This window comes from Streptomyces sp. ICN903 (genome assembly GCF_022015835.1).
GTDB classification, from domain to species: domain Bacteria; phylum Actinomycetota; class Actinomycetes; order Streptomycetales; family Streptomycetaceae; genus Streptomyces; species Streptomyces fenghuangensis.
On the sequence record NZ_JAKMAY010000452.1, the window covers coordinates 1 to 3,200 of the forward strand.

The 3,200-nt window shown below is 76.6% G+C and carries 3 protein-coding genes; all 3 read right to left on the bottom strand.

Annotated elements, in window-relative coordinates; genetic code table 11:
- Positions 1–264 (bottom strand): FAD-dependent oxidoreductase (locus L7D48_RS27535; RefSeq protein ID WP_256463329.1); only part of this gene is annotated, 264 nt, incomplete at its 3' end.
- A 45-nt stretch (positions 265–309) separates the two neighbouring features.
- The gene (locus tag L7D48_RS27540; RefSeq protein ID WP_237883621.1) at positions 310–1,119 is read right to left on the bottom strand and encodes an inositol monophosphatase family protein; all 810 of its coding nucleotides are present in this window, start codon (positions 1,117–1,119) and stop codon (positions 310–312) included.
- Positions 1,120–1,219: 100 nt separating this feature from the next.
- Positions 1,220–3,025: a gamma-glutamyltransferase family protein gene (locus L7D48_RS27545; protein ID WP_237883623.1), complete on the bottom strand. Its 1,806-nt coding sequence runs from the start codon at positions 3,023–3,025 to the stop codon at positions 1,220–1,222.
- Positions 3,026–3,200 lie beyond the last annotated feature (175 nt).

A 3,200-nucleotide genomic window follows, 5' to 3' on the forward strand; every position in this document is an offset into this window, starting at 1 on the left:
CAGGGGCAGTTCGGGGTGGAGCCATTCGAGCCCGTACCGCTCGGTGAGCGGCATCGCGGAGAAGGCGGGCGAGCCGACGCCCAGCGGGTGCACGGCCGAGCAGGGGTCGTGCCGGAAGCCGGGCAGCGTCAGCTCCTCGGTGCGCGCCCCTCCCCCGACCGACTCCATCGCCTCGAACAGCTCGACGGAGAAGCCCCGCCGGGCCAGCTCCACCGCGGCGGTCAGCCCGTTCGGACCGGCTCCCACCACGACCACGTCCCGCATCGACGCCACGTCGGATTCTCCCCTCGGCGCTGAGGTCTGACCGGCTCAGGCCAGCAGGGAGAGGATACGACGCACCGTCAGCGCGTCCCGGGCGGCGGTGAAGGGCAGCGCGTTGCCGCCCGCCAGGCGGAACGGTTCCCCGGTGCGCGTGGCGTGACCGCCGCCCGCCTCGGCCACCAGCAGCAGCCCGGCGGCGTGGTCCCAGGCGTTCTCCCAGGTGAAGGCGGTCGCGTCGAGCGCGCCGCGCGCCACGTTCAGGTACTCCAGACCCGCCGAGCCGCACGGCCGGGGCCTGACCCCGTCGGTGTACAGGCCCTCCAGGGAGCGCTTCTGCGCGTCGGTGGTGAAGTCCGGGTGCGAGTGGGCGACCTCCAGGGGCGCGTCCGGCGCGGGGCCGCCGGAGCGGATCTCCTCGCCGTTGAGGCGCGCGCCCTCGCCGCGCACGGCGACGGCCAGCTCCTCGCGGGCCGGCGCGTACGTCCAGGAGGCCAGCAGCGTATCGCCGCGGGCGAGGGCCACCAGGGTGCAGAAGCCGGGGTCCCCGTGGACGAACTGGCGCGTGCCGTCCACCGGGTCCACGATCCACACCGGCGCCTCGCCGCCCAGCGCCCCGTAGACCGCCGGATTGTCGTGCACCGCCTCCTCGCCGACGACCACCGAGCCGGGCAGCAGCGCGGTCAGGGCCCCGGTCAGGTACTCCTCGGCGCGCCGGTCGGCGATGGTCACCAGGTCGTGCGGGCCGCTCTTCTCGGTCACCTCGTGCTCGGCAAGCTGCCGCCAGCGCGGCATGACCTCGGCCGCGGCGGCCTTGCGCACGGCCTCCTCGACACCCGTCAGCAGTTCGTCGTCGATCATCCGTCCATGGAAACACGCCGCCGGGGGTTCCGGCCGGACGGCGGATGGCCGCGGGGTGAACGCAGGCCCCGGTCCACTTGGCCGAGCCGCCGCGAGGCCGTCAGCGGCCGACCGCGTAGCCCTGCATCCCGCGCGGGTTGGCCGCCGCCGACAGCACGCCCGTCTCAGGGTCGCGGGCGACCGCGCACAGCCGCCCCTCCGTCCAGGGGCCGCCCACGGTCACCAGGTGCCCGCGCCGCCGCAGCTCGCGTACGGCCGCCTCGCCGGCACGGGACTCGACCGTGACGGCTCCCGGCCGCATGGCGCGCGGCCAGAACGAGCCGGGGAAGCCCTCGTGGTGCCAGTTCGGGGCGTCGACGGCGCCCTGGAGGTCGTAGCCGCCGCGCACCGGCTCGCGCAGGGCGACGGCGAGGAGGAAGTGGGTCTGCCACTGGTCCTGCTGGTCGCCGCCGGGCGTGCCGAAGGCCAGGACCGGTTCCCCGTCGCGCAGTGCCAGCGAGGGGGTGAGGGTGGTGCGCGGGCGGCGGCCGGGGGTGAGGGTGTTCGGCAGTCCGGGCTCCAGCCAGGCCATCTGGAGCCGGGTGCCGAGCGGGAAGCCGAGAGCGGGGACGGTGGGGTTGGACTGGAGCCAGCCGCCGCTGGGCGTGGCGCTGACCATGTTGCCCCAGCGGTCCACGACGTCCAGGTGGCAGGTGTCGCCGGAGGTCGCGCCGTCGCGGGCCACGGTGGGCTCGCCGGTGCCCGCCGCGCTGCCCTCCGCCCGCGCGGCGGCCCCGGCGGCGTGGGCGCCGAGCCGGGGGGTGCGTCCGCCGGGGCTGCCGGGGCGCAGCTCGTGGGAGGCGCTCTCGCCGATGAGGGCCCGGCGCCGCGCGGTGTAGGCGCCGGAGAGCAGGTCCTCCAGCGGTACGGTGCCGGCCCCCTGCGCGTCGCCGTACCAGGCCTCGCGGTCGGCGAAGGCGAGCTTGCTCGCCTCGATCACGGTGTGGAGGTACTCCCCCGTGCCGTACTCCGGTCCGTTCCCGGGCAGGTCCGCCAGGAGGGCGAGCTGCTGGAGCATCACCGGGCCCTGCGACCAGGGACCGGCCTTGCAGACCGTCCAGCCGTTCCAGTCGTGGGTGACGGGCTCCTCGTAGGCGGCCGACCAGGAGGCCATGTCGTCGCCGGTGAGGGTGCCCGCGTGGCGCTCGCCGGAGGTGTCCATGGCGGGACGGGCGGCGAAGTCGGCGAGCGCCTCGGCCACGAAGCCCTCGCGCCACACCCGCCGGGCGGCCTCGATGCGCCTCTCGCGTCCCGTCCCGGCCGCCCGCGCCTCGGCCAGCAGCCGCCGCCAGGTGGCGGCGAGGGCGGGGTTGCGCAGCAGGGCGCCGGGCGCCGGGGAGCGTCCGCCGGGCAGGTACAGCTCGGCGGAGGTCGTCCACTCCGTCTCGAACAGCTCGCGCACCCGCTCCACCGTCGCCCCGACCCCGGGTACGGCCGGGTGGCCGTGCTCGGCGTAGCCGACGGCGTACTTCAGCACGTCGGCGGGCTCGCGGGTGCCGTGGTCGCGCAGCAGCGTCATCCAGGCGTCGAACGCGCCGGGGACGGCGGCGGCCAGCGGGCCGGTGCCGGGCACCAGCTCCAGGCCGAGCGAGGTGTAGTGCTCCACCGTCGCGCCGCGAGGCGCGGGCCCCTGCCCGCACAGCACCCGCACCGGGCCGCCGGCGGGCGCCAGGATGATCGGCACCTCCCCGGCGGGGCCGTTGAGATGCGGCTCGACGACCTGGAGGACGAAGCCCGCCGCGACGGCCGCGTCGAAGGCGTTGCCGCCGTCCTCCAGGACGGCCATGGCGGAGGCGGAGGCCAGCCAGTGGGTGCTGGAGACCATCCCGAAGGTGCCCTGCAGGGTCGGGCGGGTGGTGAAGGACATCGGCTCGGCTCCCGGGGCGGTCGGTCGGCAGGGGGCGGCACGGCCGGCGGGCGCGGCGTGTCCCGGCGCAGTGTGCCACCGCCGCACGGCGGAAACACGGTCGAGGTCCAAGCTCCCGGCTGCGTAGGCTCGGGAGCATGAGCACGCAGGGCAGGCAGGGCGCGCGGGCCCCCGG